A 26162-nucleotide genomic window follows, 5' to 3' on the forward strand; every position below is an offset into this window, starting at 1 on the left:
TCAGTCCTTCCGTTTATGCGGCTCACCCCGGACCACTTTCTGGGTCTCGGTAAGGATGCCGCGCAAAATGCTCATTTCCGAACGCTCGACCGCCACCCGCCCATACAGCCGGCGCAAGCGCGGCATCAGGTGCTTGGGTTTTTCCGGGTCGAGGAAGCCGATGCCCACCAGGGTTTTTTCCAGGTGGTCGTAGAACAGCTCCATTTCGTCCATGGTCGCCAGCTCGCTGGCGTCAACCTTCTCGACTTTTTCCGGCGCTGCACCGCCAGCCAGCCAGGCCATGCGCACCTCATAGGAGAGCACCTGCACGGCAGCGGCCAGGTTCAGCGAACTGAAGTCGGGGTTGGAGGGAATGTGCACGTGGAAGTGACATCGCTGCAGTTCTTCGTTGGTCAGGCCGGCGTGTTCGCGCCCGAACACCAGGGCGATTTCTTCGCCACCATTGGCATGCTCCACCGCCTTGGCACCGCACTCGCGCGGGCCGATCAACGGCCACGGGATGCTGCGCTCGCGGGCGCTGGTGCCCATCACCAGGTTGCAGCCGACCAGCGCCTGTTCAAGGCTGTCGACCACCTGGGCGTTATCCAGCACATCGTCGGCGCCCGAGGCACGGGCACTGGCATCCACGGCGGGGAATTCTTTCGGCTGCACCAGCACCAGACGCGACAAGCCCATGTTTTTCATGGCACGCGCAGCGCCGCCGATGTTGCCGGGGTGGCTGGTATTGACCAGAACAACACGAATATTTTGCAGCAAGGTGTTGTGCTCACAGATGCAGGAATCAGGGCCTTCGATCTTACAGAACCGACAGACGTAACGCCATGAAAGCAAATGTGACACTTCTGCCGCCAAAGTTTTCTGCTAGAATGATCGGCTTTCTTCTTTAACATCTCCAGGTGACCCGCCCATGCAGCCTATGCTGAATATCGCCCTGCGCGCCGCTCGCAGCGCCAGTGAACTGATTTTCCGCTCCATCGAACGCCTGGATAGCATCAAGGTGGACGAGAAAGAGGCTAAGGACTACGTTTCCGAGGTTGATCGCGCCGCCGAGCAGAGCATCGTCAACGCCCTGCGCAAGGCCTACCCGAACCACTCCATCCAGGGCGAGGAAACCGGCCTGCACGCGGGTAGCGGCGAAGAAGGCAAGGATTACCTGTGGATCATCGACCCGCTGGACGGCACCACCAACTTCCTGCGTGGCATCCCGCACTTCGCCGTCAGCATCGCCTGCAAATACCGTGGCCGCCTTGAGCACGCCGTGATCGTCGACCCGGTTCGCCAGGAAGAATTCACCGCCAGCCGTGGCCGTGGCGCCCAACTCAATGGCCGCCGCCTGCGCGTCAGCTCGCGCACCAGCCTGGAAGGCGCCCTGCTGGGTACCGGCTTCCCGTTCCGTGACAACCAGATGGCTGACATGGACAACTACCTGGGCATGTTCCGCGCCCTGACCGGCCAGACCGCCGGCATCCGCCGCGCCGGCTCCGCCAGCCTGGACCTGGCCTACGTGGCCGCCGGCCGCTTCGACGCCTTCTGGGAGTCGGGCCTGTCCGAGTGGGACATGGCAGCTGGCGTGCTGCTGATCCAGGAAGCCGGTGGCCTGGTGAGCGACTTCAACGGTGGCCACGACTTCCTCGACAAGGGCCACATCGTTGCAGGCAACATCAAGTGCTTCAAGGCAGTCCTGACGGCTATCCAGCCGCACCTGCCAGAGAGCATGAAGCGCTAAGCGCGGATCGCCTGAAAACAAAAAGCACCCCGCGGGGTGCTTTTTTTGTACCTGACAGTTTTACTGCCCTGCTTCGCTCAGGATCAGCTTGCCATTCTTGTCCACTGGAATGGTCGACCCCGGCTCACGGTCCATCTTCACCTTGCCGACCTGATCGCCAAGGGTGTAGGTCACGTTGTAGCCCACCACCTTCTCACTGATGTCATTCACCGTGTTGCAGCGGGTTTGCGTGGTGGTGTAGGTGTCACGCTCCTGCATGCCTTCCTGCACCTTGTTACCGGCATAACCACCACCGACCGCACCGGCCACGGTGGCGATCTTCTTGCCGGTGCCGCCGCCAATCTGGTTACCCAGCAAACCACCGGCAATTGCACCCACCACAGTACCGGCGATCTGGTGCTGGTCCTTGACCGGTGCCTGACGCGTCACGGCAACGTCCTTGCAGACTTCGCGCGGGGTTTTTACCTGTTGTTTGATCGGCTGCACGTCGGTGACCTGCGCATACTCAGGCCCCTTGTTGACCAAGCTGTAGGTCGCCACAGCACCTCCGGCAGTTACACCGACAGCACCCAGTACCGCACCCACCAGCATTGATTTGTTCACATGAACCTCCTGATCATACCCGCGGGGGTTAGCCCGCCTTCTCCCAGCCTTGGAGCAAAAAAAAAGGCGCGAGTTCAATACTCGCGCCTTTCGGGCAGCCAAACGGCGTGAGACAAGCCTTTATGGGCGCTCGTCCACACCTTCCGCCTTGGTCGGCGGGATCAGGTCTTCGCTGTTCAGGTTCAGCCAGATCAGCACCACGTTGGCGATGTAGATCGACGAGTAGGTACCGGCCATGACGCCGATGAACAGGGCCAGCGAGAAGCCGAACAGGTTATCGCCACCGAAGAACAGCAGTGCGGCAATGGCCAGCAAGGTCGAAACCGAGGTGGCGATGGTACGCAGCAGGGTCTGGGTGGTGGAAACGTTGATGTTTTCGATCAACGAGGCCTTGCGCATGACGCGGAAGTTCTCACGCACCCGGTCGAATACCACGATGGTGTCGTTCAGCGAGTAACCGATGATCGCCAGCACCGCTGCCAGCACCGTCAGGTCGAAGGTGATCTGGAAGAACGACAGGATACCCAGGGTGACCACCACGTCGTGAATCAGCGAGATGATCGCACCCACGGCGAACTTCCACTGGAAGCGGAAGGCCAGGTAGATGAGGATGCCGCCCAAGGCCAGGAGCATGCCCATGCCGCCCTGGTCGCGCAGCTCTTCACCCACCTGCGGGCCGACGAACTCGACACGCTTGAGGGTGGCCGGGTTATCACCGCCCGCCTTTTGCAGGGCAGCAGCTACCTTGTTACCCAGTTGCGGGTCATCGCCCGGCATACGCACCAGCAGGTCGGTGGTAGCGCCGAAGCTCTGCACCACCGCCTCGTGGAAGCCGGAATCGACCAGCTCGGCACGCACCGCCTTGAGGTCGGCCGGGCGCTCGTAGGTCAGCTCGATCAGCGTACCGCCGGTGAAGTCCAGGCCGAAGTTGAGGCCTTTCTGCCACCAGCTGAACAGCGCCAGCACGGTGAGGAGCACGGTAATGGCGAACGCGACATTGCGCACGCCCATGAAGTTGATGGTTTTCATCGCAGCTCCCTCAAACCCACAGCTTCTTGATGTCACGCCCGCCGCAGGTCAGGTTGACCATTGCACGGGTCACCATGACGGCGGTGAACATCGAGGTGAAAATCCCGAGGGACATGGTGACCGCAAAGCCTTTGACCGGGCCGGTACCCATGGCGAACAGGATGCCGCCCACCAGCAGGCTGGTCAGGTTGGCGTCGATGATCGCGGTGTAGGCGCGGTTGAAGCCTTCGTGGATGGCGCGCTGTACCGACATGCCGGCTTTCAGCTCTTCGCGGATACGCGAGAAGATCAGCACGTTGGCGTCTACCGCCATACCCATGGTCAACACGATACCGGCAATACCCGGCAGGGTCAGGGTGGCGCCCAGCAGCGACATCAGGGCCAGCAGCAGCACCATGTTGCCCGCCAGGGCGATGGTGGCGATCACGCCGAAGCCGCGGTAGATGGCGATGATGAACAGCGAGACGAACAGCATGCCCCACAGCGACGCATCGATACCCTTGGTGATGTTGTCGGCACCCAGGCTTGGGCCAATGGTACGTTCTTCAGCGAAGTACATCGGCGCGGCCAGACCACCGGCACGCAGCAGCAGGGCCAGTTCGGACGATTCGCCCTGACCGTTCAGGCCGGTGATGCGGAACTGGCTGCCCAGCGGCGACTGGATGGTCGCCAGGCTGATGATTTTCTTTTCTTCCACGAAGCTTTGTACGGCAACGTCCTTCTCGACACCGTCGACCGTCTGCTTCACGTAGCGGGTGACCGGCTTCTGCTCGATGAAGATCACCGCCATGCTGCGGCCAACGTTGCTACGGGTAGCGCGGCTCATCAGCTCGCCACCGTGGCCATCCAGGCGGATGTTCACTTGTGGGCGGCCGTGCTCGTCAAAGCTGGCCTGGGCGTCGGTTACCTGGTCACCGGTGATGATCAGGCCACGTTCTACAGGGGCGGAGCGGCCGCCTTCGCGGAACTCGAACACCTCGGTAGTGGCTTTGGACGCGCCCGGCTCGGCACCGAAGCGGAACTCCAGGTTGGCGGTTTTACCGAGAATACGCTTGGCTTCGGCAGTGTCCTGCACGCCTGGCAGCTCGACCACGATACGGTTGGCGCCCTGGCGCTGTACCAGCGGCTCGGCCACGCCCAGCTCGTTCACGCGGTTGCGCACGGTGGTGAGGTTCTGCTTGATCGAGTATTCGCGGATTTCGGCAACTTTTGCCTGGGTCAGCGCCAGACGCAGCACCGCAAGCTCGTTGCGCTCGGTGGTGGTCAGGTCGAAATCATTGAAATTCTTGCGGATCAGGGCACGTGCCTGTTCGCGGGTAGCATCGTCAGCGAAGCCCAGCATGATGCCGCCATCCTGCTGAGGCAGGCTGCGGTAGCGGACGCGCTCTTTGCGCAGCAAGGTCTTGACCTCGCCTTCGTAGACTTTCATGCGGGCCGTCATGGCCTTGTCCATGTCCACTTCCAGCAGGAAGTGCACACCACCGGACAGGTCCAGGCCCAGCTTCATCGGGCTTGCACCCAGGTTACGCAGCCATTGCGGGGTAGTCTGGGCCAGGTTCAGGGCCACGACGTAATCATCGCCCAGCGCCTTGCGCACGACATCCTTGGCTGGCAGTTGGTCTTCCTGGTTGGTCAGGCGGATCAGCCCGCTGCCCTTCTCGCCCAGGCTTGCGCCCTTGACGGCGATCTTGGCATCGACCAGCGCCTTGCTGACGCGATCGAGGTCGGCCTGGTTCACCTGCAGCGCCGAGCTGGCACCGCTGATCTGCACCGCCGGGTCATCCGGGTAGAGGTTGGGAGCGGAATAAATGAAACCGACCACCAGTACCAGCACGATCAGTGCATATTTCCACAGAGGGTATTTGTTCAGCATCACGCCGCCCGTTCAAGACGCGGGGCGCGTTGCGCGCCCCGACTGGAAAATAAAACCGGTAACTCAGATAGCCTTGAGCGTACCTTTTGGCAGGGTTGCCGCGATGGCGCCCTTCTGGAACTTCAGCTCGACAGTGTCGGACACTTCCAGTACCACGAAGTCATCGGAAACCTTGACGATCTTGCCGGCGATGCCGCCGTTGGTGACAACTTCGTCACCTTTTTGCAAGTTGCTCAGCAGGTTCTTCTGCTCTTTGGCGCGCTTGGCCTGCGGGCGCCAGATCATCAGGTAGAAGATGACCAGGAAACCGACCAGGAAAATCCACTCGAAGCCGGTACCGGCTGGGCCGGCGGCAGGTGCTGCTGCGTCCGCGTATGCGGCGGGGATCAAGAAGCTCATTGGGCACTCCTAATGTAATTTTCTAATAATGTGTGCGAACAGTCAGTCCAGGGGCGGTACGGGAAGCCCGCGCTTGGCGTAGAAGGCGTCGACAAAGGCGGCCAATTTACCCTGTTGAATAGCCTCGCGTAAACCGGCCATCAAGCGCTGGTAATGGCGCAAGTTGTGGATGGTATTCAGCATGCTGCTCAACATTTCGCCGCACTTGTCCAGGTGGTGCAGATAGGCGCGGGAGAAGTTGGTGCAGGTGTAGCAGTCACAGGTCGGATCCAGCGGCGATTCATCGTGGCGATGGAACGCGTTGCGGATCTTGATCACCCCTGTATCGACGAACAGATGGCCGTTGCGCGCATTACGCGTCGGCATCACGCAGTCGAACATGTCGACGCCGCGGCGCACACCCTCAACGAGATCTTCCGGTTTGCCTACCCCCATAAGGTAACGAGGTTTGTCAGCAGGCATCACGGCGGGCAGGTAATCCAGCACCTTGATCATTTCGTGCTTGGGTTCGCCCACCGACAGGCCGCCGATGGCCAGGCCGTCGAAGCCGATGTTTTCCAGGCCTTCCAGCGAGCGCATGCGCAAGTCCTGGTACATGCCGCCCTGGACGATACCGAACAGTGCCGCGGTATTGTCGGCGTGGGCGTTCTTCGAGCGCTGGGCCCAGCGCAGCGACAGCTCCATGGAGGTGCGCGCCACGTCGTGCTCAGCCGGGTACGGGGTGCACTCGTCGAAGATCATCACCACGTCCGAGCCCAGGTCACGCTGCACCTGCATCGACTCTTCCGGGCCCATGAACACTTTCGAGCCGTCAACGGGCGATGCGAAGGTCACGCCCTCTTCCTTGATCTTGCGCATGGCACCCAGGCTGAACACCTGGAAGCCACCCGAGTCAGTGAGGATCGGACCTTTCCACTGCATGAAATCGTGCAGGCCGTTGTGCTTCTTGATCACCTCGGTGCCCGGGCGCAGCCACAGGTGGAAGGTGTTGCCCAGGATCATCTCGGCGCCAATGGCCTCGATATCGCGTGGCAGCATGCCCTTGACCGTGCCGTAGGTGCCCACCGGCATGAACGCCGGGGTTTCCACGGTGCCGCGAGGGAAGGTGATGCGACCACGACGGGCCTTGCCGTCGGTGGCCAGCAGTTCGAAGGACATTCGACAGGTGCGACTCATGCTTGATCCTCGGGGCCGCGCGGCGCCGGATTGCGGGTGATGAACATGGCATCACCGTAACTGAAGAAGCGGTACCCGTTCTCGACCGCCGCCGCGTAGGCAGCCATGGTCTCGGGGTAGCCGGCGAATGCCGAGACCAGCATCAGCAGCGTGGACTCCGGCAGGTGGAAGTTGGTGACCAGGGCGTCAACTACATGGAACGGTCGGCCCGGGTAGATGAAGATGTCGGTGTCGCCGCTGAACGCCTTGAGCACGCCGTCACGCGCCGCGCTTTCCAGCGAACGCACACTGGTGGTGCCAACCGCGATCACCCGGCCGCCACGTGCGCGGCAGGCCTCAATGGCATCGACCACATCCTGGCCCACTTCGAGCCACTCTTTATGCATGTGGTGGTCTTCGATCTTGTCGACCCGCACCGGCTGGAAGGTGCCCGCGCCCACGTGCAGGGTCACGAAGGCCCGCTCCACGCCCTTGGCGGCGATCTTTTCCAGCAGCGCCTCGTCGAAGTGCAGGCCCGCTGTGGGCGCTGCAACCGCACCGGCACGCTGGGCATACACGGTCTGGTAACGCTCACGGTCAGCGCCCTCGTCCGGGCGGTCGATGTAGGGCGGCAGCGGCATGTGGCCGACGCGGTCAAGCAGTGGCAGCACCTCTTCGGTGAAGCGCAGTTCGAACAGCGTGTCATGGCGCGCGACCATTTCGGCCTCGCCACCGCCATCAATGAGGATGACCGCGCCTTCTTTCGGCGCCTTGCTGGCACGTACATGGGCCAGCACCCGGTGGCTGTCGAGCACACGCTCCACCAGCACTTCCAGCTTGCCGCCGGAGGCTTTCTGGCCAAACAACCGCGCCGGGATCACCCGGGTGTTGTTGAACACCATCAGGTCGCCGGGGCGCAGGTGGTCGAGCAAGTCGGGGAATTGCCGGTGCGACAGCGCGCCGGTCGGCCCATCGAGCACCAGCAGACGGCTGCCATGGCGCTCGGCCAACGGGTGGCGGGCGATCAGGGAATCAGGGAGTTCGAAAGAGAAATCGGCGACGCGCATGATGATGTTCGGTTCGGCAGGGCCGGGAAGTTTAGCCCAATGTGTGAAAATTGACCATGAAAGCCGATTGACCGACTAGCGGCAGCTCTCTATACTGCGCGCCACACGCCCTGATGGCGGAATTGGTAGACGCGGCGGATTCAAAATCCGTTTTCGAAAGGAGTGGGAGTTCGAGTCTCCCTCGGGGCACCAAGATCCGGAAAAAACCGACCTTATGGTCGGTTTTTTTTTCGCCTGCTGATTGGGCATCGGCACAGCCGTCCCCTCCTTTACTCAACAGAAAATTACACATAACGTAACTTTCTGTGCACCCTAACCGTTAGGGATCACGGTTGCCGCCCGCTCACGCTAGCCAGTATGAGTGGATGCAACGTCAGCATGAAGCTGAAGGCCAAGCGCCCTGGTCACCTTCAGGATGGTGGCGAAGCTTGGGTTCCCTTCGCCGGACAACGCCTTGTACAGGCTTTCACGCCCAAGCCCGGTATCACGGGCCAATTGGGCCATACCTTTTGCACGCGCAATGGTGCCGAGCGCCTTGGCGATAACAGCCGCATCATCGCCCGCCTCTTCGATGCAAGCTTCGAGGTAAAGCGCCATGTCCTCGTCCGTCTTGAGGTGTTCGGCACTGTCCCATTTTTTCAACTTGACGTTACCCATGGGTGCCTCCTGAGGATGGTCTTCATGGCTCAAGTGTATCCCATGGGATACGAACTATGAGCCGACCATCCTCGCCGCGCAATCAACGAACGTTGCCAATCATGACCAAGCCACCCCAACCTGTGCGTGCGTAGGCCTCAGAAATCCGCCCGCAGGGTAACGGTGTAGTTACGCGGATCACCGTAGTAGTTCGCCGCATACAGCCAACCGATGCTGGAGAAGTACTTCTTGTCGAACAGGTTGTTGCCGTTCAACGACACGCTGAAGTTCTTGTTGATCTGGTAAGCCACCCGAGCGTTCCAGATCGCATAACCGGCCTGTTCGATCTTCCCTACCCCGTCTGTCCCACCAAAGTTACCGTGGTAGTTGCGGCTCTGGATGTTGGCGCCAGCACCCACGGTCCATGGGTCCAGTTCGCCAGGCAGGTTGTAGTCCGCCCAGAAGCGCAGCAGGTGCTTGGGCGTGTAGGTGTTGAAGGTGCCGCCGGCCTGCGACTCGCCATCGGCCGGGTCGTTGCGGTACTCGGTGTGGGTGTAGGTGTAGCCGGCAAACAGCTGCATGCGGTCCAGCACTTCACCGCTGATCTCCGCATCGAAGCCCTGGGTGCGCACTTTGCCGCCGGCCACGTAGCAGTTTTCGCCACCGTCAGTACCGCACTCGGCAGCCTGGGCGCGGTTCTCCTGGTCAACCTGGAACAGCGCGAAGCTGGTATTCACGCGACCATCGAACAGCTCACCCTTCAGGCCCACCTCATAGTTGGCGCCTTCGATGGGCTTGAGCGGGGCGTTGTCCACGCTCAGCTCGGTCTGCGGCTTGAAGATGTCGGCGTAGCTCACGTAGGCCGACCACTGGTCGTTCAGCGCGTAGATCAGGCCGCCATAAGGCGTGAACTCGCCGCTTTCACGCGAGTGGGCCGGGGTTGGCGACACGCCGTTGAAGCGGTGCAGTTCATAGTCATAGGTGTAGTTGCTGGTGCGCCCGCCCACTACCAGGGTCAAAGGGTCGGTCAGCTTGTAGCGCGTGACCGCGTACAGCCCGTTCTGGCGGATCTTGCCCTTGGAAGTGCCAGGGTAGGTGTTTGTAGTGCCGTTGCCCAGCAGTTGATCCTGGGTCGGGCGCTGTGGCGAGACGGGGTCGTAGATGTTCATCGGGCCCAGGTTCAGGAAACCGCCTTGCAGGTCGTCGGTCTGCAGGTCACTGGCGTTGGCGCCCACCACCACCTCGTGCTCCCGACCAAAGGCACGCCACTTGCCGGTCAGGTTGATGTCGGCGCCCTTGTTGATGTTCTCGAAGTCGTACATGTAGGCACGCGAGCGCATGCCGTCGCCGGTGGCCGGGTCCACAGCGCCACGGCCGAAGCTGTAGAGGATGTAGTTGGTTTCGCGCATGTAGCTGCCGGAAGCCTTCAGGCGCCAGTCTTCGTTGAAGTCGTGGGTGACGTCGGCAAAGTAGGTGGTCTGCTTGTTGTCCCACGTGTTCCAGTCGGCACCGGTGTAGGTGGAACGGCTGACGTTCAAGGCGCTGCCATCCTTGTTGCGCGGCAGCCCGCTGAAGAACGGCGTTGAATGCAGGTCTTCGACACTGGCGCCGGCCGCTACCGTAGTCGCGTCGCTGAGGTCGTATTCAAGGATGCCGTAGAGCACGTTCTTGCGGCTTTCGGCGGTGTCGTAGAAATAGTTCTGGTCTTCGTGCCCGGCCACCACACGGCCACGAAGCGAGCCGTCGGCATTGAGCGGGGCGCCGGCATCGACGGTTTGACGATAAGTGTCCCAGGAGCCAGCGCTGGCAGTCACTGACAAGAACGGCTCGGCTTTCGGGCGTTTGCGCACCAGGTTGATGGCTGCGCCGGGGTTGCCGCTGCCTTGCAACAGGCCGTTGGCCCCGCGCAGGATTTCGACGCGGTCGTACAGCAGCGTGTCGGAGGTGAAGCTGCTGCCGATGGCATAGTAGCGGCGGTCGAGTGGCACGCCGTCGTACTGGATGGTTTCCACCTCGAAACCACGGGAATAGATGTACTTGCCGCCGGACGGGCTTTGCAGGGTGGTAATGCCCGTGGTTTTTTCCAGCACTTCATCCAGGGTATCGAGGCGCTGGTCATCCATGGCCTTGCGCGTGACCACGCTGACCGATTGTGGAATGTCCTTGAGGCGGTGGGTGCCCTTGCCAATGGTGACGGCGTTGGCGGTGTAGCTGCCTGAGCCCTCGGTGGTTGCGTCATCCTGGACACCATTGATGTTCAGCGGCTCCAGGTTCAAGGCGGCACCGCCAGACGCTGCACTCAGGGGGACGGGTTGCAAGCCATAGACGTTGTTGCCCCGGCGCACGGCCTGCAAGCCGGTGCCGGCCAACAGGTGCTGCAAGCCTTCTTCGACACCATACTGGCCCTGCAACCCCGGGCTGGAGAGGCCACGGGTCAGCTCCGAGGTGTATTGCAGGGTAAACCCTCCTTCACTGGCAAACCGGGCAAGCACCTGGGCCAGGGAGCCAGACGCGATGCTGTAGGCCTGCGGCGCCTGCACAGGCGCAGCCAGGGCGTGCACGCCAACACCTTGCAGGGCGATGGCCAGGGCGCTCAGGGCGATTATCCGACGGTAGCTGGACACGCGTGGTTGAACCATGGCGAAGCCGGTCGTGGCGACCGGTGAAGAAGAGCGGATCATTGAGAAGTTGTCCCTATTATGTGTGGCAGTTCCACAGATAAGGACTGACGAGTTTCAAAAACGGGCCAATTCTCATTAACGTTTGCTGACCGTTACCCAGTAACGGGTGCGGTAGTCCACCTGCACCGCCAATGTGGCTGGCAGCGCGGCCAAAATGGCGTCAGTGTTTTTCAGCTGGAAAGCGCCGCTGATCAACAGATGCCCAACTTCAGGCTGGCAGCGTAGCCAGCCCGGTCGGTAGCGCCCCAGCTCGCTGAGGAATTCGCGCAGTGGCATCTCGTCGACCACAAGCTGGCCATGGGTCCACTGGCTGTCTTGTTCACGGGCTGGCGCCAAAGCGCCCTGCCCCCAGGCATCGAAGGTCAGCTGCTGCCCGGCATCAAGGGTTTGCCCTGGGCCACGGGCAGGCGTAATCCTTACCGCTCCCTGGAACACGGCCAGTTGCGTCGCGCCTTCGCGCTGGCGGACCAGGAAGCGGGTCCCCAGGGCCTCCAGCAGACCTTGCTCGGTGGCGACACGCAATGGCCGGTGAAAGGTGCTGTGGGTATCCGGGCCAGTGTCGACCAGTACTTCGCCACAGCGCAAGTTGATCAACCGTTGCTGCGCGTCGAAGTCCACGTCCACAGCGGTATCGGTGTTCATGTCCAGCAACGTGCCGTCAGCCAAGGTCATCTGCTTATGCTGGCCAACGTCGGTGGCATAAGCCGTCTGTGGCACAAGCTGGCGATAGCCGACATAACCGAGCGGCGCGACGATGGCCAGCGCCAGCATCTGCTTCATCACCTGGCGGCGTTCACGGTTCAAGGTGCCCATGGCCAGTTGCTGCGGCAGCATGCCCAACCGGGCCTGCACCCGAAGCGCCTTCTGCCAGGCCCGCTCATGCTCGGGCGCGGCCGCGCGCCATCGGCTACAGGCAGCGCGCTGGGCCGGGCTGACGGCCTCGTCGAGCATCAGCATGTGCCAGTTGGCGGCTTGCCGGGCCACTTCCGGCGTGATGCGGGGTTGCTGGCTGGGCATCAGAAGTCTTCGTCGAACAGGATGCAGGCTTGCAGGGCATTGGCCATGTGCCGCTTCACCGTGCGCTCGCCAATTCCCAGGCGGCGGGCTACTTCGATATAGGTCAGGCCCTCCAGCTGCACCAGCAGGAACACCGAGCGCACCACCGGTTTGAAGGTGTCGAGCAGTGCATCCAGTTGCTGCAGGGTTTCGCGCATTTCCCACTGTTCTTCGGCAGACAGCGCGAACAACTCCGGCAATTGCGCGAGCATTTCCAGGTAGGCGCGCTCCAGTGACTGGCGGCGGAAATGGTCATGGACCAGCCGCCGGCTCACCGTTGCCAGGTAGGCCCGGGGGCGCTGCAGGCTCAGGCTGGCACCCGCCTTCTGCTGGGCCTGAAGAATCCGCAAGAAGGTGTCCTGAGCCAGGTCGGCGGCTTGTGCCGAACAGCCCAGCCGGCGGTATAGCCACTGCTTGAGCCATCCATTGTGCTCGGCATAGACCTGACTCAGATCGTCGTTAATCACGGGTATCCCTCCGGGCGAGGATGGCACCTTAGATGATAACGATTATCAGATCAATTATTCCTGTGCCGACCACAGCCTCAGGCGGGTTTGGTACCGAGATCCTCAGCAAACCGAAGCAGGTACCCGTCAGGGTCCTGCACCAGGAAGTTGCGCTGGCCAATCAATACGTGAGCGCTGCGGTACCAGCGCTCTTCAACAGGGTTTCTCAGGCCATGCCCTGCTGCATTCAACGCTGCAGCCAAAGCCAATGCATCAGGGCATGCGATAGACAGGTTGATCCCGCGCCCATAGGGCGGCTCCAGCGGGCCAACGCGCCAGGGTGATTCGCTGTGCCAGTCCTGTTCCAGCATCAACTGGCTGCCGCCAAAAGACAGGAAAGCAAACTGGTCTTCAGGCCGTTCGTACTCGACCTTGAAGCCAAGTATGCCGCAGTAGAAAGCAAGGCTGCGTTCGATATCACTGACAATGAGTTCAGGCACGAGCGCATTCGATTCAACCATTCTTGAGTCCCTTCAATTCCCAAAACAAAGACAACACGGAAGGCCTAAAGCCCCTTGTCAATTTGACGCCGCCTCAATGACTTCAAGGCCTCCAGCCATGCATGAAGCCTATTGGCCACGATATGCGCCAGCGCTTAACCTGTCACTCGTCGGATATATTCCGAAAGTATTGTTAGCGTAATGGCACTTCGCCATAGTTGCGCTCCCTTTTCACCACGCACCGTGTGACCCATGAAAACAATCGCGCCCTGCATGGCGGCAATGATGCTGCTCAGTGGGTGCAATGGAGTGCCAACCTCGTACGTTTCCGATCCCGTCTACAGCCAGGCTTTCGTGGTCACCTCCGGTGCCCCGCTGCCCATGTTGCTGATGGCCAGCGCCATCCAGTGGAACGAGGATTACGCCGTAACCGCCAAACACACCCCCTTCCTGCGCAACGTGGTCCACGAGGGCCTCGGTGATGTGGTGTTCTTCAAACACAAGGCCAGCAACGTGCCGGATTGGCGCCAGTATGTGCCGGGCGAAGCCGTGACGGCGGTGGGTTTCAACAGTTTCATGATGCCGATGCAGGGCAAGGGCCATGCGCTCCCTTCACTGGTGCGGCTTGAAGGCACGCCAGGCAGCGTCTTCTATTCGGTACACGACGGCCCGATCACCAAGGGCATGTCGGGTGGGCCAGTGTTTGCCGAAGACGGCAAGGTGGTCGGCATCAATGTGGCCATCATCCCCACCAGCGAGATCGATGCCGGCAAGCGCCCGGACCTGGCTGGCAAGGAGCGGATCAGCGTGTTCATGTCGTTCAACGAGATCGACAAGGAATGGCGACGCTTTCAGTACCTGACGGCGCACAAGGGCAAGCCTCAGGCACCGGCTTCGGTCAAAGGCTATGTGGCGGTTGCTGCCAAGCCTTGAGCGGGTCGCGTTTGTGGATGGAAAGCGGCTTAAGATGTGAGGCTGATGGCCTATTCGCGGGTAAACCCGCTCCTACAGGACCTGCGCAGGTTTTGAGACTTGTGCAGTGCCTGTGGGAGTAACCCGTTCGTTTCTTGCCCGGGCTTTTTCAACGTAGATGTTGGCTCGGGCTATTTCACTGTGGTCCTAAAACACTGCAGTCCAATTCCTACAAAACCTGGCACTGAACACGTCTGGTAATACACCCAGACGAACCGCACCGAACCATGCTCTCCCCTCGACGTCCGATTCTGCATCCCCCGCGTTTCGAGGCCCCCCGCGTGAAAGACATCATCACCCGCAAGTACCGCCTGGTCGTGAAGACCATCGGCTACATCGGCTGGTCGCTGTTCTGGCTGCTGATCTGGGATGTGCTTGTCACCATCGATTTCATGCTGTTCTTCAACAGCAAGTTCACCCTGCCGCTGATCCCGCTGACCTTGCTGGGCTCGGCGCTGGTAGTGCTGGTGAGTTTTCGCAACAGCAGCGCCTACAACCGTTGGTGGGAAGCTCGCACGTTGTGGGGGGCGCTGGTGAACAGTTCGCGTAGCTTCGCAAGGCAGACGCTAAACCTGATCGATGACCCGGCTGATGGCCTGAACCCGGTCAAGGCCACCCTGCTGCGCCGGCACATCGCCTATGTGAACTGCCTGGCTGCACACTTGAAGGATGAGAGCTGCCCGGATGAACTGATGGCCTTCATCCCGCCGGCTGAGTTCGAACGGCGCAACCGCTCGAACAACTTTGCCAATGACATTCTCGGTGGCTCGGCGGCCTTGCTGGCGCGGGAATACCAGGCCGGGCGGCTGGACAGCATCCGTCTGGCGCGGCTGGAATCGACGCTGGTGGACCTGTCCAATGCCCAAGGCGGTATGGAGCGCATTGCCAATACACCGCTGCCCTACCCTTACGTGTATTTTCCGCGACTGTTCATCACCCTGTTCTGCCTGATCGTGCCAGTAGGGCTGGTGGAGTCGCTGGGCTGGTTCACGCCGCTGGCTTCGACCGTGGTGGGGTTCATGTTGCTGGCCATCGAGCGGATCGGCACGGATTTGCAGAGCCCGTTCAAGTTCAGTGAGCACCAGATCCAGATGGACACCATTTGCGAGACGATCGAGCGCAACTTGGAGTCGATGCAGCGGGAAGCGCAATGTGGGGAGTTGGCTTAGCATTCGGCCTCAAGGGCCCTATCGCCGGCAAGCCAGCTCCCACAGGTACAGTGCAAACTCAAAGGATTGCGCGGTCCATGTGGGAGCTGGCTTGCCGGCGATGGGCCGCAACGCGGCCCCGGCTGTCGGTCACGCCCTCACAAAGCGCTGGCGCAACACATCACTCAACATATCCACCAGCAACACCAGCACCAGCATGCCAATAATCACCGTACTGGCCTGGGCCTCCTGGAACAGGCTCAACGTGGTGTACAGCATCTGCCCCAAGCCGCCCGCCCCGACAAAGCCCAGCACGCTGGCCATACGGATATTGTTTTCCCAGCGGTACAAACTGTAGGCCAGCAACTGCGGCCACACGTTGGGCAAGGTACCAAAACAGAACGCGGCCACCTGGCTGCCGCCCTGCAAGCGAATCGCTGCCGCTGGCTCTGGCGGCGCATTCTCCAGCGCCTCGGCAAACAAGCGTCCCAGAACACCGGCAGTGTGCAGCGCCAACGCGAGGGTGCCGGCATTGGGCCCAAGACCGGCCGCCAGTACTGTCAGCGCAGCCCACACCAGTTCCGGAATGGCGCGCAGGGCATTCAGCAGCAACCGCGCCGCGCCTTGCAATGGCCAACCGAATCGCCCTGCCGCCGGCAGTGCCAGCAACATCCCCATGACCATCGCCAACAAGGTGCCCAGGCCAGACATGGCCAGCGTCTCCAGCGCCCCATGGCACACGGCCTTCAAGTGCCCGGCAGACAGGTCCGGGTGCAGGAAACGCCCGGCGTACTCGCCCATCTGCCCCAGCCCACCGTTGCCGACCAGCGCTTGCAGGTCCAGCTCCAGGTATGCGAACGAGGCCAACACCGCCAACACGATGGCGCCCAGCAGCAACAGGTTGATGACCCGGTTCATGCCAGCCTCCAGCGCAGCAGGCGGCTGAGCAAGTCGGCCAAACTCACCAGCAGCAGGAAGGTGAGCAACATGCTGGCCACTTCCGCCCCGGCAAACATCCGCATCGACAGGTCAATCTGCTGCCCCAGCCCGCCCGCCCCCACAAACCCCATCACCACCGAGGCCCGCACCGCACACTCCCAGCGGTACACGGTGTAGGACACCACCTCGGACGCCGCATTGGGCAGAATGCCGTAGAGAAACGCCGTCAGCCGGCCACTGCCCGCCTGCAACAAGGCATGGGCCGGGCGCTGGTCGACCGACTCGAAGATTTCGGCGTAGACCTTGCCCAGCATACCGCTGTAGGTAATGGCGATGGCCAACACACCCGCCGTCGGCCCCAGCCCCACGGCCCGCACGAACAACAGCGCCCAGACAATTTCCGGCACGCTGCGCAGGAAGATCAGCAACCCGCGCACCGGCAGGCGCAGCAAACGCGACCAAAGCCCTGCACGCCCACCACGGGAGGCAGCACGCAACGACAAGGCGCGACTGGCCAACAGCCCCGCCGGGACGGCCAGCAGCAACGCCAACGCCATGCCGGCGGTGGCCACGGCCAGGGTCTGTAGCGTGGCTTCATACAGCAACACGAGAAAATCGGCATCGTGCGCGGGTGGCCAGAAAGCGCTGGTGAAACTGACGATCTGCTGTCGGTTCTCTGCCTGCAGCAGCACCCCGGGGTTCAGTTCGCTCAACTGGATACCCGGCCACAGTATCGCCACGCCCAGCAAGGCCAGCAGCAGCCGTGGCAGCAGGGCCGGGTCGCGGGTGTCGGCCCTCAGCATCGCGGGATCTGCACCGTCAGAATCGGCCCCTGGGTTGGCGGCGAAGCCAGTTGTTCATTCGCGTACAGCGCCTCCAGCATGGTTTCGGTGACCGCTTCTGCCGGGCAATCAAACACTACCTGGCCCTCGCGGATACCGACCACCCGGGGGAAATGCGCCAGCGCCAACTCCACCGCATGCAGGCTCGCCACCAGTGTCACGCCATTGGCCTGGGCATGGCGGTTGAGCAAGGCCAGGCTGTGGTCGGCCAGCACAGGGTCCATGGCCGACACCGGCTCGTCGGTCAGCAGCACCTGTGGCCGCTGGTAAAGGGCCCGGGCAATACCCACCCGCTGTAACTGGCCACCCGACAACTGCCCGCACTGCACGAACAGCTTGTCGGCCAGCCCGAGCTCTGCCAACACCTGGCGCGCCCCCGGCACATCGCTGGGGTACAGCAGGTTGAGCAAGCCACGCGTTACCCCCCACTGCCCCAGTCGGCCGGCCAATACTGCCGTCACCACCCGTTGGCGCGGTGGCAAGGGCGGTGCCTGATGCACCAGGCCGACCCGCGTCCGAAGGCGCTGGCGCGCCTTGGCGGACAACGCCCAGGGCTGCTCACCAAGCAACTCCACGAGCCCGCTGCTGGGCTGGATGGCCGTAGCCATCAGGTGCAGTAAGCTCGACTTGCCCGCCCCCGACGGCCCAATGATCGCGACGCGCTCGCCCTGCTCGATGCGCAAGCTGATTGCGTCAAGCGCGCGTACCTGGCCATGGCGCAGGCCGGCACCGTGCAGGTGGATTGCCACGTTCGAAGCAGTCACTTGAGCAGGCCAGCCTCACGCGCAGCTTGCTCGGTGCCTACATAGTTTTCAGGCTTGGTCTCGATGAAGCGGCTGGCGGCCTGCAGGTCGAGGATGGCCTTGTGCTCCGGCTTGGCCGGGTCGAGGTCGAGGAACGCTTTTTTGATCTTTTCTTTCAGCGCCGGTGCCATGTTGCCGCGCACGGTCCAGTTGTAGTCGAAGTAGGTCGGGGTAGTGGCGAACACTTTCACCTTGGCGGCATCGACCTTGCCGGCATCCACCAGTTTCTGCCACACACTGGCATTGAGCACGCCGCCATCGACTTTGCCTGCCTGCACCCAGGCCACGGTGGCGTCATGGGCGCCAGAGTAGGCCACACGGCTGAAGTACTCTTCAGGCTTGATGTTGTCCTGCTTGAGCATGAAGTAACGCGGCATCAGGCTGCCCGAGGTAGACGAGATGGAGCCGAAGGCGAACGACTTGCCCTTGAGGTCGGCCAGGCTTTTCACGTCGGGGTTGGCGGTGATGAATTTGGAGGTGAACTGCGCGTCCTGCTCACGCTGCACCAGTGGCGTGGCGGTCGGGTCCTTCAGGTGCACCTGAACGAACGTGAAGCCTCCCAGCCAGGCCAGGTCCAGCCGGTCGGCGGCCAGCGACTCGACCACAGCCGGGTAATCGGCCACCGGTACGAACTTCACTTCCATGCCCAGTTGCTTGGCCAGGTACTTGCCCAACGGCTTGAACTTGCGCTGCAACTCGGTCGGTGCTTCGTCGGGGATCGCGCTGACTCGCAACACTTCAGCAGCCTGGACGACAACGGCACAGCAAGACAGCACAAGGCCGGCGGCGAGCGCCAAGGGGCGTTTGAGCATGGGTGTTCTCCGGTTCAATAGCGGGGAAATGCCGACAAATCCGTCGACTCCAAGGATTATAAGAGGCCAAGGCCCAAAGGCCAGCTTTGCTACAATCGCGCAACAATCTGACCTGCCGAGGTGCGTATGAGCGAGCCGATTCGCCTGACCCAGTACAGCCATGGTGCCGGCTGTGGCTGCAAGATTTCCCCCAAGGTGCTGGATGTGATCCTTGCCGAAAGCGGCACCCAGGCCCTGGACCCGAAGCTGTGGGTTGGCAACGCCTCGCGCGACGACGCTGCCGTGTACGCGCTGGACGACGAGCGCGGCGTGGTCTCGACCACCGACTTTTTCATGCCGATTGTCGATGACCCGTACGACTTCGGCCGCATCGCCGCCACCAACGCCATCAGCGACATCTACGCCATGGGCGGCGACCCGCTGATGGCCATTGCCATCCTCGGCTGGCCGGTCAATGTGCTGCCACCGGAAGTGGCCCGCGAAGTGATTCGTGGCGGCCGTGCGGTGTGCGCCGAAGCCGGCATTCCGCTGGCCGGCGGCCACTCCATCGACGCCCCCGAACCTATCTTCGGCCTGGCCGTGACCGGCGTGGTCAGCAAGCGCCACCTCAAGCGCAACGACACCGCCACTGCCGGCTGCCAGCTGTACCTGACCAAACCCCTGGGCATCGGCATCCTCACCACAGCCGAGAAAAAGGCCAAGTTGCGCGCACAGGACCAGAGCCTGGCCCGAGACTGGATGTGCACCCTCAATACCCCCGGCAGCCGCTTCGGCAAACTCGACGGTGTAAAGGCCATGACCGACGTCACCGGCTTTGGCCTGCTCGGCCACCTGGTGGAGCTGGCCGAAGGCAGCGGCCTTACCGCGCACCTGGACTACGCCGCCGTGCCGCGCCTGCCCAGTGTCGAGCACTACCTGGCCGAAGGTTGCATCCCCGGCGGCACGCTGCGTAACTTCGAAAGCTACGGCCACAAGCTCGGCGCACTCAGCGACGAGCAGAAACACCTGCTGTGCGACCCGCAAACCAGCGGCGGCCTGCTGGTGGCTGTCAGCCCTGAAGGTGAAGGCGCGTTCCTGGCAGTCGCTGTCGAACTGGGCCTGCAACTGTCGCCAATCGGCAAGCTGGTCGAACGACAGAGCCACGCGGTCGAGGTGATCTGATGCGCCCCGACTGCACCGATTTCCATCAGCTGTTCCTCGACGATGTGCCGATGATGGACATGCGCGCGCCCGTCGAATTTTCCAAAGGCGCCTTTCCGGGCGTGGTCAATTTGCCGCTGATGAATGACCAGGAACGGCAGAAGGTCGGCACCTGCTTCAAGCAGCAGGGCCAGACAGCTGCCATCGCCCTGGGCCATCAACTGGTCAGCGGCACGACCAAGCAGACGCGCATGGAGGCCTGGGTGGCGTTCACCCAGGCACACCCAGAAGGCTACCTGTACTGCTTGCGCGGCGGCTTGCGTTCGCAAATCGTGCAGGGCTGGTTGCGCGATGAGGCAGGCATCCAGTACCCGCGGGTCAAAGGCGGTTACAAGGCCATGCGGACCTTTCTGCTGGAAACCACCCAGCAGGCAGTGGCGCAATGTGATTTCGTGCTACTGGGCGGCCTTACCGGTACCGGCAAGACGGATGTACTGCATCAACTGGGCAACGTGCTCGACCTGGAAGGCCACGCCAACCATCGCGGCTCCAGCTTCGGCAAGCGCGCTACTGCGCAACCGGCGCAAATCGACTTCGAGAACCAGTTGGCTATCGATGTGCTGAAGAAGCGTGCCAGCGGGATCGAGCAATTCGTACTGGAAGATGAAGGCCGCATTGTCGGCAGTTGCACGGTGCCGCTTGAGCTTTACCAAGGCATGCAGCAATACCCGTTGGTTTGGCTGGAAGACAGCTTTGCCAACCGCGTGGAGCGTATCCTGCGTGATTATGTGGTCAACCTGAGTGCCGAGTTCGCCGCTGTGCATGGCGAGGAAGAAGGTCGCCGGTTGTTTGCCGAACGCATGCTGCAAAGCATGGCCAACATCTACAAGCGCTTGGGTGGCGAGCGATATCAGCGGTTGTCGACACTGCTGGCCCAGGCGCTGGAAGAACAGCAGCGCAGCGGCGCGGTGGAGTTGCATCGGGGCTGGATCGAAGGCTTGTTGAACGAGTATTACGACCCGATGTATGCCTACCAGCGTGCGGCGAAGGCTGAGCGTATCGAATTTGCCGGGGATGCCTTGGAAGTGCGCGAGTACCTCAAGGCCCGGGCGTTGCGCGAACCTCATCATTAGCACCACCTCGCCTCTTCGCGGGTAAACCCGCGAAGAGGCCGGTAGAGACAACCTCACAACCCCGGGCTAAGCACCCGTTCCAGCTCCGCTGCCCGGTCACGGGTCATGTCCATCACACACGTCCCACCTTCCAACTGCGCCAGGGTCCCGCCACTGGCCTGCACATGGAACTGGCAATTGCCATCGCGGTAGGCCATCCACTTGCGCTGCACATCGCGCAAGCTTTTCTGCTGCCCAGTCTCCAGCTTGCCCATCAACTGTTTGTACACCCGGTTCAAACGCTGGTCCTGCACCTGTGTTTCAGCCTGGATACATGCACTCATGGCCACCGTACTGGAGGCCTTGTCCATGCACTGCCCGTAGGCCGGCGTGTAATCGTCCGCCACTGCCAATGGCAGCACACAAGCCAGTACCAGGCCTGTCAGATAATGCTTGGTCATGCGCCCCTCCTTGTGGGTATCAAAGCGTCTGCGGCTGCTCTGGTGGCATCAGTACGTTGCCCGGCTCGAAGCGCAACGATGGCATCTGCGTTGCCGCGTAAAGCGTCACAGCCAACGCTGCGATCAACGCTACATCAAGCCAGTTCCAACCCGGCATGTCGTTGGCGCTGCGTGCCTTCCAGCAATGCCAGGCCTGGCCTACACAAAACACCACCATAGCCGCCAGCCACAGGTAGAAACCGGCACCAAAGCCGGTGCGCTCATGAAACGCGTAGCTCTGGTTGTCCGGCAAGCGGTCAATTCCGAAGCTGCTGGCGGCCAGGTACACCGCGGCCAGCCCGGCCAGCAAAGCCAGCCTGCGGAACCGCCGATGGGCAAGGATGGCCAGGGCCAGCAGCGGGTTGGCAAACCATTGGAACAAGCCGAAGGGCATGCCCCATGGCCCGTACAGCAGCATCTGCAGGGCCGGCATGTGGCGCTCGCCGCTCATCAGCGCACCATCGAAAAACAGGGCGAGCACGTACAGCAGCAAGCTGATGCTCAGGTAGAAAACGGGCAAGGGGTTTACCTGGTGGAAGCGGGACAGGCTACGACCTTAACCCAGGCCCCGCCCCGCTTCCAAACCTTCAATAGGTGCCGCGCAGGGTCACCATGAAGTTGCGTGGTTCGCCGTACATGTTTCCATAGGTCGAGGTACCCACGGTTTCGTAGTACTTCTTGTCGAACAGGTTGTTGCCATTGAGCGTGACGTTCCAGTGATCATCGATCCGATAGTCGACCAAGGCGTTCCAGATGGCATAGCCGCTCTGGTTGAAGTCAAAGGGCACATCCCGCTCCGCAAGCGCGCCATTGCTGTCGTAGCGGTTAACCATCCCGGAAACGTAGGTAGCGCTTTGCACCTGCACGCCGCCGCCGACCTTGAAGTCGCTGAAGATGCCCGGCAGGCGATAGGTGGTGTACAGCTTGAACAGGTGCTTGGGCATTACCGTGCTCAGCGGTGTGTCGGCACTGCGGTTACGGTTGAGGTTGAAGGTGTAGCCGCCCACCAGCATCCAGTCCGGTAGCACCTCGCCGGACAGCTCCATGTCGATGCCCTTGCTCACTACCTTGCCGTTGGACACATAGCAGCAGCTACCGGAGAAGCCGGCGAAACTTGCCGGGAAGTTCGGGTCTTGTACCGCCTGGTTTTCACGGGTGGTGTAGTACAGCGCCACGCTGGCGTTGAGCGCGCCATTGAACAGCTCACCCTTGAGGCCGGTTTCGTAGGTTTTGCCGGTCATGGGTTCAAGCGGCGAACCGGTTTCTGCAGGGCCGCTGATCTGGCTGGATTGCGGTTTGTAGATTTCCGAGTAGCTGGCATAAGCCGACCATTGATCATCCAGATCGTACACCAGGCCACCGAACGGCGTGACCTTGGTACCAATACGCTGCTCGGGGCTGGTCTTGGTCACATTGGTGGTCAGCGCATTGGTATAGGTCTGCCAGAAGTGGAAACGCTGGGCACGCGCACCAACGATCAGGTGCAGTGGCTCGGCCAGTTGCAGGCGCAGGCTGCCGTAAAGGCCATACTGGCGCTGCGAGTTGGGGCTGTAGTCGCGCTTGTAGTCACGCGCAGTGCCTGGGTTGTCGAAGGGCGAGCTGTCGGGGTCGAACACGTTGGCCGGCGAACCAGTGGCCGCGTTGGGCGCGGTACCCAGCCAACGGCTGTCAATCTTCTGGTAGTCGGCGCCGAAGACCACTTCATGGTCCAGGCCGAATGCCTGGAAGTGCCCGGAGACGTTACCGTCGTACAGGTGCTGCTCGTTTTCCTGGCGGGTCAACGTGCCGTACCAGGTCGCACCGGTATTGGTCACCGGGTTTACCGCATTGAGGGTGGTGGCATTCTTGAACAGCCCAAGGTCCCAGGTGTTGGTGTAACTGAGGTTGAGCTTCCAGTCGTCGTTGATGCGGTGGTCTACCTTGGCGAAGTATTCACGCGCGGTGGCGTCGACGTAAGACCAGTTCTTGGTCAAACCGGTATGACGCGGCAAGTTCAGATCGGCACCGTTGCTGTAACGGGGCAACGCGGTGTTGGTGCCGTTTTCGTGGGACTTGTTGTAGCGGGCACCGAAGGTGAGCATGGTGTCGTCGGTAACGTCCGCTTCAAGCACGCCATAGACCAGCGGCCGCTCGGTGGCACGGTTGTCGGTGAAATACTGGCGGTCGGTGTTGGACATCACCAAACGCCCACGCAGGCGGCCATCCCAGCCCAGCGGGCCAGACAGGTCGAACTCCTGGCGGTAGTTGTCCCAGCTGCCGGCCGACAGGGTCATCTTCAGCTGGTTGTAGGCAGTGGGCCGCTTGCGCACCATGTTGATGATGCCGCCCGGGTCGCCCGAGCCGCCATACAGCGCAGCAGTACCACGCAGCACTTCGATGTGGTCGAACTCGGCCAGCTCGAAGATGTTCGACGAATAGAACGAGCCCATCGCGGTACCCAAGGCCTGGGGTGCAGCGCCGTCGATTTGCAGGTTCTGGATGCTGAAGCCGCGCGAGAGGAAGTCCTGGGTGCGGAAGGTGGTGCTTTGGGTGACGATGCCCGGCGTCACTTTCATCGCCTGGTTGATGTCGGTCAGTTGCTGATCTTCGATCAACTGGCGCGTCACGGTCGACACCGATTGCGGCGTCTGGCGCAGGCTGGCCGGGCTCTTGGAGCCGACGCTGATCAGGCCTGGCGCATAGGAGCCGGTGTTCTCGGTACTTTCGCCCATGCCCTGCCCGGCCACGGTGGTAACACTCAGCTCCATCGCATCACCGCTCACCGCCGCCTGCGGCTCGGCCACCAGCCGGTAGCCGTTGTCGCTGCGCTCCACCCGGTAACCGCTGCCGGCCAACAGCACCGCAAAGCCACTGTCCACCGAATACAGGCCGTGCAGGCCATTGCTTTGCAGGCCGGCCAGCGCTTCGGGGGTGAAGGCCAGCGAAACGGCAGCCTGCTGGGCATAGCTGCCAAGTGCCTCGGCCAGGTTGCCGGCGGGCACATCGAAGCTACGGCGGGCGGCCTCCTCGGCCACGGCCGGCAGGGCCGCAACGGAAAGGGCCAACCCGGCACAGGACAAACGCAAGGCCAGGGCTAGCGGGCTGAGGACGGGGTGGCCAGGGAATCGGCGCATGGTGGATCGGCTCCTTGTTCTTGATCGGTTGGCCTCTTGTTTGACGGGCCAGTGCGCAGAAGCGGAACCAACTGGATCAATTTCTTTGCGGGGCGGGTTCTACCGTGGTCCACCAGCGGCCAAACCCACCGATGCGGATCGGCAGCGCTTCGGCCAGCAGGCGCAAGGCGCGCTCACTGTCATCCAGCGGCAGCACCGCCGACACCTTGATGGCCTGCATGGCCTGGCGGTCGAAACGCAGTACGCCGCGCCGTTGCTGTGACAGTGCGTCCAGCACTTGGTCGAGTGGCACGCCTTCGGCCACCAACTGGTGATGTTGCCAGGCTTGGTCCACCCGAGCCGGGTCAATGGCCGGCAGCGGGCCAAGCCCGTCGCGTGCCACCCAGGCGCGTTCACCGCGCCCGGCAACCAGTTGATCACCGGACACTGCACTGCGCGCCTCGACACGGGATTCGAGCATGGTCAGCTCGCTACGCTCGCGTCCTTGGCTGACCACGAAGCGAGTGCCCAACGCCTTGAAGCTGCCCTCGTCGGTCTGCACCACGAAAGGCCGCGCAGGGTCATGGCTCACATCCACCAACACCTGGCCATGCAGCAGGCGAATGCGCCGCTCGCCCGCGCTGAACTGCACGTCCACGGCAGAATTGCCTGCCAAGGTCAGCTGCGAGCCATCGGCCAGGGTTTCACTGTGCCACTCGGCCGGCGCAGTGTGCAGGTCAGCCAGCCAGTCCCGGGGTTGCACCCCGGCAAAAGGCAATGCACCCAGCACCGAGGCCGCCATTGCCAGGCCGAGCAAGGTGCGCCGTGCGCCCGAGCGTGGCGCCGAAGGCTGCACGCCAGCACGCAAACCCGCGCCCACCGGCCCGCGTTGCTGGCGCAGGGCCTGCATCTGGCTGATCACCCCTTGCATGCGCCGCAAGGTGGCGCCATGTCGCGGATCGGCTTGCAGCCAGGCCTGAAACTCGCGCGCTTCGTCTGCGTCCAGTTCACCTTCGCCCAGGCACAGCGCCCACTCGGCGGCCTCCTGTTCGATCCGGGAAGCGTTCACGGCTCGGCGATGTCCAGCGTGCGGTGGCAGTGAATCAGGGCCTGGGCCAGGTACTTGCGCACCATGCGAGGGGAAATATGCAGGCGTTCGGCAATCTGCGGCTGGGTCAGGTCGTCCAGGTAGTAGCCTACGAACGCTTCGCGTGCGTTTGCATGCAGGCCTTCGAGCAGGAAAGCGATTTGCTCCAGCGCTTCCAGGGTGATGAGAATACTCTCGGGGGACTGGTGCCCTTCCAGCGCCTCGGCGGCCAACGCCAGTTCGCTGAGGTAGGCCTCTTCGATCTGCTGCCGGCGTACCCGGTCGATCAGCAGGCGACGCGCCGTGGTGCTGAGGTAGGCGCGTGGCTCGCGCATGCCCAACAGGGCATCACGCGAGGCCAGGATGCGCACGAAGGTGTCCTGGGCAAGGTCGGCTGCGCTGTGCGAGCAGCGCAACTTGCGCCGTAGCCAGCTGAACAGCCAGCCGTGGTGCTCGCTGTACAGCTGTTCAAGCGGGTACGGGCTCGGTGAGTCGGCTACGGGCATGGGGCACCGGGACACAAGTGAGAATTGTTCCCGAATAG

26 protein-coding genes and 1 tRNA gene are annotated in these 26162 nt (G+C 62.2%); 6 read left to right on the top strand and 21 right to left on the bottom strand.

Annotated elements, in window-relative coordinates:
* Window positions 1–756, bottom strand: coding sequence for a tRNA (cytosine(32)/uridine(32)-2'-O)-methyltransferase TrmJ (gene trmJ, locus A0O30_RS14550; RefSeq protein ID WP_105946972.1), 756 nt, complete (start codon window positions 754–756; stop codon window positions 1–3).
* Between the two features lie 151 nt (window positions 757–907).
* Here trmJ and suhB point away from each other — a divergent pair, with 151 nt between their 5' ends.
* Window positions 908–1726, top strand: a complete 819-nt coding sequence (gene suhB / locus A0O30_RS14555; RefSeq protein ID WP_016713212.1) for an inositol-phosphate phosphatase — start codon at window positions 908–910, stop codon at window positions 1724–1726.
* 60 nt (window positions 1727–1786) lie between these two features.
* Here suhB and A0O30_RS14560 read toward each other — a convergent pair whose 3' ends face one another.
* The 6 genes from A0O30_RS14560 to queA form a co-directional block, all read right to left on the bottom strand.
* Window positions 1787–2329, bottom strand: a complete 543-nt coding sequence (locus tag A0O30_RS14560; protein WP_025753813.1) for a glycine zipper 2TM domain-containing protein — start codon at window positions 2327–2329, stop codon at window positions 1787–1789.
* A 120-nt stretch (window positions 2330–2449) separates the two neighbouring features.
* A complete protein-coding gene (gene secF / locus A0O30_RS14565) occupies window positions 2450–3358 on the bottom strand; it encodes a protein translocase subunit SecF (protein WP_012270586.1) in 909 nt (302 codons plus the stop codon).
* Window positions 3359–3368: 10 nt separating this feature from the next.
* The gene (gene secD, locus A0O30_RS14570; protein ID WP_060501849.1) at window positions 3369–5231 is read right to left on the bottom strand and encodes a protein translocase subunit SecD; all 1863 of its coding nucleotides are present in this window, start codon (window positions 5229–5231) and stop codon (window positions 3369–3371) included.
* A gap of 63 nt (window positions 5232–5294) precedes the next feature.
* Complete coding sequence (gene yajC / locus A0O30_RS14575; RefSeq protein ID WP_008092587.1) at window positions 5295–5630, bottom strand: preprotein translocase subunit YajC; 336 nt, start codon at window positions 5628–5630, stop codon at window positions 5295–5297.
* 42 nt (window positions 5631–5672) lie between these two features.
* Window positions 5673–6788 carry a tRNA guanosine(34) transglycosylase Tgt gene (tgt, locus tag A0O30_RS14580; protein WP_177410281.1) on the bottom strand — a complete coding sequence of 372 codons (1116 nt, stop codon included), beginning with the start codon at window positions 6786–6788 and terminating at the stop codon, window positions 5673–5675.
* A gap of 14 nt (window positions 6789–6802) precedes the next feature.
* Window positions 6803–7852: a tRNA preQ1(34) S-adenosylmethionine ribosyltransferase-isomerase QueA gene (gene queA, locus A0O30_RS14585; RefSeq protein WP_104834019.1), complete on the bottom strand. Its 1050-nt coding sequence runs from the start codon at window positions 7850–7852 to the stop codon at window positions 6803–6805.
* Window positions 7853–7959: 107 nt separating this feature from the next.
* On the opposite strand from queA, the gene A0O30_RS14590 reads away from it, so the two are divergent.
* Window positions 7960–8044, top strand: a tRNA-Leu gene (locus A0O30_RS14590).
* Between the two features lie 156 nt (window positions 8045–8200).
* Here A0O30_RS14590 and A0O30_RS14595 read toward each other — a convergent pair.
* The 5 genes from A0O30_RS14595 to A0O30_RS14615 all read right to left on the bottom strand — a co-directional run bounded on the left by A0O30_RS14595 (window position 8201) and on the right by A0O30_RS14615 (window position 13192).
* On the bottom strand, window positions 8201–8509 hold the full coding sequence (locus A0O30_RS14595; protein WP_105946974.1) for an addiction module antidote protein: 309 nt from the start codon (window positions 8507–8509) through the stop codon (window positions 8201–8203).
* A gap of 137 nt (window positions 8510–8646) precedes the next feature.
* Entirely contained in the window at window positions 8647–11169 is a 2523-nt protein-coding gene (locus tag A0O30_RS14600) for a TonB-dependent receptor (RefSeq protein ID WP_105946975.1), read from the bottom strand.
* Window positions 11170–11244: 75 nt separating this feature from the next.
* Complete coding sequence (locus tag A0O30_RS14605; protein WP_105946976.1) at window positions 11245–12186, bottom strand: FecR domain-containing protein; 942 nt, start codon at window positions 12184–12186, stop codon at window positions 11245–11247.
* Window positions 12186–12692 (bottom strand): sigma-70 family RNA polymerase sigma factor, encoded by a 507-nt coding sequence (locus tag A0O30_RS14610; RefSeq protein WP_105946977.1) that lies wholly within the window; start codon window positions 12690–12692, stop codon window positions 12186–12188. The genes A0O30_RS14605 and A0O30_RS14610 overlap by 1 nt, the downstream gene beginning before the upstream one ends.
* 77 nt (window positions 12693–12769) lie before the next feature.
* Window positions 12770–13192, bottom strand: coding sequence for a VOC family protein (locus A0O30_RS14615; protein ID WP_105946978.1), 423 nt, complete (start codon window positions 13190–13192; stop codon window positions 12770–12772).
* A 264-nt stretch (window positions 13193–13456) separates the two neighbouring features.
* Here A0O30_RS14615 and A0O30_RS14620 point away from each other — a divergent pair, with 264 nt between their 5' ends.
* Window positions 13457–14104, top strand: coding sequence for a trypsin-like peptidase domain-containing protein (locus A0O30_RS14620; protein WP_105947042.1), 648 nt, complete (start codon window positions 13457–13459; stop codon window positions 14102–14104).
* A 320-nt stretch (window positions 14105–14424) separates the two neighbouring features.
* Window positions 14425–15312 (top strand): bestrophin family protein, encoded by an 888-nt coding sequence (locus A0O30_RS14625; RefSeq protein WP_105946979.1) that lies wholly within the window; start codon window positions 14425–14427, stop codon window positions 15310–15312.
* 129 nt (window positions 15313–15441) lie between these two features.
* Here A0O30_RS14625 and phnE read toward each other — a convergent pair whose 3' ends face one another.
* From phnE to A0O30_RS14645, 4 genes are read right to left on the bottom strand one after another with little or no spacing between them, the layout of a single operon-like run.
* On the bottom strand, window positions 15442–16209 hold the full coding sequence (gene phnE / locus A0O30_RS14630) for a phosphonate ABC transporter, permease protein PhnE (RefSeq protein WP_105946980.1): 768 nt from the start codon (window positions 16207–16209) through the stop codon (window positions 15442–15444).
* Entirely contained in the window at window positions 16206–17033 is an 828-nt protein-coding gene (locus A0O30_RS14635) for an ABC transporter permease (protein WP_105946981.1), read from the bottom strand. The genes phnE and A0O30_RS14635 overlap by 4 nt, the downstream gene beginning before the upstream one ends.
* Window positions 17027–17836 (bottom strand): phosphonate ABC transporter ATP-binding protein, encoded by an 810-nt coding sequence (locus tag A0O30_RS14640; RefSeq protein ID WP_105946982.1) that lies wholly within the window; start codon window positions 17834–17836, stop codon window positions 17027–17029. Before A0O30_RS14640 ends, A0O30_RS14635 begins: the two co-directional genes overlap by 7 nt.
* Entirely contained in the window at window positions 17833–18687 is an 855-nt protein-coding gene (locus A0O30_RS14645; protein ID WP_105946983.1) for a putative selenate ABC transporter substrate-binding protein, read from the bottom strand. Before A0O30_RS14645 ends, A0O30_RS14640 begins: the two co-directional genes overlap by 4 nt.
* Before the next feature lie 126 nt (window positions 18688–18813).
* Here A0O30_RS14645 and selD point away from each other — a divergent pair, with 126 nt between their 5' ends.
* Both selD and mnmH read left to right on the top strand, forming a co-directional pair.
* Window positions 18814–19848, top strand: a complete 1035-nt coding sequence (gene selD / locus A0O30_RS14650; protein WP_105946984.1) for a selenide, water dikinase SelD — start codon at window positions 18814–18816, stop codon at window positions 19846–19848.
* Window positions 19848–20960 (top strand): tRNA 2-selenouridine(34) synthase MnmH, encoded by a 1113-nt coding sequence (gene mnmH / locus A0O30_RS14655; protein ID WP_105946985.1) that lies wholly within the window; start codon window positions 19848–19850, stop codon window positions 20958–20960. The genes selD and mnmH overlap by 1 nt, the downstream gene beginning before the upstream one ends.
* A 53-nt stretch (window positions 20961–21013) precedes the next feature.
* Here the strand turns inward: mnmH and A0O30_RS14660 are convergent, their stop codons facing one another.
* The 5 genes from A0O30_RS14660 to A0O30_RS14680 form a co-directional block, all read right to left on the bottom strand.
* Window positions 21014–21400 (bottom strand): lysozyme inhibitor LprI family protein, encoded by a 387-nt coding sequence (locus tag A0O30_RS14660; protein WP_105946986.1) that lies wholly within the window; start codon window positions 21398–21400, stop codon window positions 21014–21016.
* Window positions 21401–21419: 19 nt separating this feature from the next.
* Window positions 21420–21959: a hypothetical protein gene (locus A0O30_RS14665; protein ID WP_105946987.1), complete on the bottom strand. Its 540-nt coding sequence runs from the start codon at window positions 21957–21959 to the stop codon at window positions 21420–21422.
* A gap of 67 nt (window positions 21960–22026) precedes the next feature.
* The gene (locus A0O30_RS14670) at window positions 22027–24552 is read right to left on the bottom strand and encodes a TonB-dependent receptor (RefSeq protein WP_105946988.1); all 2526 of its coding nucleotides are present in this window, start codon (window positions 24550–24552) and stop codon (window positions 22027–22029) included.
* Between the two features lie 76 nt (window positions 24553–24628).
* On the bottom strand, window positions 24629–25600 hold the full coding sequence (locus A0O30_RS14675; RefSeq protein WP_105946989.1) for a FecR domain-containing protein: 972 nt from the start codon (window positions 25598–25600) through the stop codon (window positions 24629–24631).
* Complete coding sequence (locus A0O30_RS14680) at window positions 25597–26124, bottom strand: sigma-70 family RNA polymerase sigma factor (RefSeq protein ID WP_105946990.1); 528 nt, start codon at window positions 26122–26124, stop codon at window positions 25597–25599. Before A0O30_RS14680 ends, A0O30_RS14675 begins: the two co-directional genes overlap by 4 nt.
* Window positions 26125–26162 lie beyond the last annotated feature (38 nt).

The organism is Pseudomonas sp. LLC-1 (assembly GCF_002992185.1).
GTDB classification, from domain to species: domain Bacteria; phylum Pseudomonadota; class Gammaproteobacteria; order Pseudomonadales; family Pseudomonadaceae; genus Aquipseudomonas; species Aquipseudomonas monteilii.

Bases quoted from the DNA above. Each gene is read 5' to 3' on its own strand.
- suhB (WP_016713212.1), top strand. From the start codon at position 908: ATGCAGCCTATGCTGAATATCGCCCTGCGCGCCGCTCGCAGCGCCAGT.
- secF (WP_012270586.1), bottom strand. From the start codon at position 3,358: ATGAAAACCATCAACTTCATGGGCGTGCGCAATGTCGCGTTCGCCATT.
- secD (WP_060501849.1), bottom strand. From the start codon at position 5,231: ATGCTGAACAAATACCCTCTGTGGAAATATGCACTGATCGTGCTGGTA.
- yajC (WP_008092587.1), bottom strand. From the start codon at position 5,630: ATGAGCTTCTTGATCCCCGCCGCATACGCGGACGCAGCAGCACCTGCC.
- tgt (WP_177410281.1), bottom strand. From the start codon at position 6,788: ATGTCCTTCGAACTGCTGGCCACCGACGGCAAGGCCCGTCGTGGTCGC.
- queA (WP_104834019.1), bottom strand. From the start codon at position 7,852: ATGCGCGTCGCCGATTTCTCTTTCGAACTCCCTGATTCCCTGATCGCC.
- A0O30_RS14595 (WP_105946974.1), bottom strand. From the start codon at position 8,509: ATGGGTAACGTCAAGTTGAAAAAATGGGACAGTGCCGAACACCTCAAG.
- A0O30_RS14600 (WP_105946975.1), bottom strand. From the start codon at position 11,169: ATGATCCGCTCTTCTTCACCGGTCGCCACGACCGGCTTCGCCATGGTT.
- A0O30_RS14605 (WP_105946976.1), bottom strand. From the start codon at position 12,186: ATGCCCAGCCAGCAACCCCGCATCACGCCGGAAGTGGCCCGGCAAGCC.
- A0O30_RS14615 (WP_105946978.1), bottom strand. From the start codon at position 13,192: ATGGTTGAATCGAATGCGCTCGTGCCTGAACTCATTGTCAGTGATATC.
- A0O30_RS14620 (WP_105947042.1), top strand. From the start codon at position 13,457: ATGCTGCTCAGTGGGTGCAATGGAGTGCCAACCTCGTACGTTTCCGAT.
- phnE (WP_105946980.1), bottom strand. From the start codon at position 16,209: ATGAACCGGGTCATCAACCTGTTGCTGCTGGGCGCCATCGTGTTGGCG.
- A0O30_RS14635 (WP_105946981.1), bottom strand. From the start codon at position 17,033: ATGCTGAGGGCCGACACCCGCGACCCGGCCCTGCTGCCACGGCTGCTG.
- A0O30_RS14645 (WP_105946983.1), bottom strand. From the start codon at position 18,687: ATGCTCAAACGCCCCTTGGCGCTCGCCGCCGGCCTTGTGCTGTCTTGC.
- selD (WP_105946984.1), top strand. From the start codon at position 18,814: ATGAGCGAGCCGATTCGCCTGACCCAGTACAGCCATGGTGCCGGCTGT.
- mnmH (WP_105946985.1), top strand. From the start codon at position 19,848: ATGCGCCCCGACTGCACCGATTTCCATCAGCTGTTCCTCGACGATGTG.
- A0O30_RS14660 (WP_105946986.1), bottom strand. From the start codon at position 21,400: ATGACCAAGCATTATCTGACAGGCCTGGTACTGGCTTGTGTGCTGCCA.
- A0O30_RS14670 (WP_105946988.1), bottom strand. From the start codon at position 24,552: ATGCGCCGATTCCCTGGCCACCCCGTCCTCAGCCCGCTAGCCCTGGCC.
- A0O30_RS14680 (WP_105946990.1), bottom strand. From the start codon at position 26,124: ATGCCCGTAGCCGACTCACCGAGCCCGTACCCGCTTGAACAGCTGTAC.